The 1,946-nt window shown below is 41.2% G+C and carries 1 protein-coding gene and 1 pseudogene; both read left to right on the top strand.

What is annotated here, in order from left to right; all coding sequences use genetic code 11:
- Positions 1 to 554: 554 nt before the first annotated feature.
- Entirely contained in the window at positions 555 to 869 is a 315-nt protein-coding gene (locus tag LG368_RS15220) for a KilA-N domain-containing protein (protein ID WP_338086340.1), read from the top strand.
- A gap of 23 nt (positions 870 to 892) precedes the next feature.
- A pseudogene (locus tag LG368_RS15215) lies at positions 893 to 1,210 on the top strand (IS30 family transposase); the annotation flags it as partial.
- Between the last annotated feature and the right edge of the window lie 736 nt (positions 1,211 to 1,946).

The raw sequence follows: 1,946 nt of genomic DNA, 5'->3' as shown, positions 1-1,946 counted from the left end.
AATAACGGTTGTAAGGTGCTTGAAGTACCTTACAAGTGGGTTAAGTGGTGATTAAATGTCGCTTCTGAGGAAATACTGTCACAAGCTGAAAGTCAGCTAAAAATTGTCTTACTTGTTCGTATGTTCCTTAGTGTTCCTAGGGTATAGCTGATAATGATGATAAAAGAGCAGCATACCCACCATTCTCCGCCCTTTAAACTCATATTTTACATACCTTTTCTGTTCAATAGTTTGGTTAAAGTTAATCGCGTTAATATAGCACTAATTAATTTAATAGGCTTAATGCTTGAAATGCATTCGTTGTAATACTGCTATTTCCCTGCACTGGCAAAATCCAGTGTCGGGATTGCAACCCCGTTTGAACCGTAGCGGCCTAAAACACGCACCGCGTGTTTTTTGTGGCTGGAGTCCGCATGTTATGGTGGGTCATTGTTTGGGCTAACTTCGGTTAGGCCGTTCCTACGGGCGGTTGTTGCAACCTGAATTTAGATCCACCACCTTATTGAGATTGCAACCTCACGAGGTGGTCTAACTTAGACCGTAGGAGGCCATAGATAGCTCATTTAATTATTTCTTCAAAAGACATCCGTACACTCGACGGACTGTATTGCCTTAATGACCTTCATGAAGTCTCTGGCGCAAGCAAGAAGCATCAGCCAGCTAACTTTTTACGATTAGAAACCACGCAAGAATTAATTACTGAAGTTGAAAACTCCTCAGATCTGAGGAATATAGCAGTAAATAAAAATCAGAGTAGAAGTGGTGGCACTTGGGTCTGCAAAGAATTGGTTTACGCTTACGCCATGTGGATCAGCCCGAAATTCAACCTAGAAGTCATCCGCTCCTTCGACCACTCCGTAAGCGCCTAACCAACCACATCCTTACAATAGGCAGTATGTTGTGGTGCTACCGTCGGCATGTCCATACGATCACGGCCGACAACGGTACAGAGTTTTGTGCTCACGAAAGCGTTGCTCACAAACTAAAAGCCGACGTTTATTTTGCTAACCCTTATGCTTCTTGGGAGCGGGGTTTAAACGAAAACTTTAATGGTCTGCTGAGGCAATACATACCGAAAGGCACAGACCTTAGAACGGTTTCAGATGAAGAAATAGCACGAGTAGAAAGATCGCTCAATCTGAGGCCAAGAAAGTGCTTAGGCTATAGGCAGCCAGCGGTCGTATTTGATGAGCTACGACTCTCTGCTTAATTTAGAGAGTGGTGCATTTCAGAGTTGAATTCGCGGTTGTTCGAGAGCAAAATACTCCATATATCGGTGATGATTTCGTTGCTGCTATTTTGAAGCACTTTGAGATGCTTCAAATCCACTCTGATGCTGACCGAGTTCTTCCTGAATTCAACACAAATCATATTCATGAATTAATTATGCGTCGTTTCGGGCAGACTAAAGAGGTTGTGCTCATACGAGTATGGTGGAGTGAATGTTCGCTCGAATTAACAGTAAACAAAACATAACTAAGCTATGCACTGGATGCTAAGACCTCTGTTTCGCCCCGTTTTTTTCACTGGTATCATCAGTACTAAGTATTGAATAAAATTGAGGTGATTCTATCCGGTGGATTTAAGTTCAGAGTGTGGACGGTTTTACAGTGAGTGCTAATTTATAATTTCCAGTAATAACATTACTGGAAATTATAAATTAGCGTGACATATGACCCACATCATAAGTATGCTTTCTTGAATGCAGTTGTCGCTTTATTTTCTTAATTTTGAGTTGGTATTCCGCGCAAACGAAGTTAAAAGTAATGTCATATGTCCAACTCAAATGTTGATGTCGTTTTATCCAGTGTGTGCATAAAACTACTAATTAATTTATGAACTTTCATACTTTCGGCGTCTTTCAAGGTAGTTGTCGCCTAAAATAATTAAGCAGCGTCTTTGTGTTGCTCTGGATTTAATTCCACATCACCTATTGGCTGCCAGTT

The organism is Marinomonas algarum (assembly GCF_020532605.1).
Taxonomy (GTDB): Bacteria; Pseudomonadota; Gammaproteobacteria; order Pseudomonadales; family Marinomonadaceae; genus Marinomonas; species Marinomonas algarum.
The sequence above is the reverse complement of the archived record's forward strand: the minus strand, read 5'-3'. Positions and strand labels throughout refer to the sequence as shown.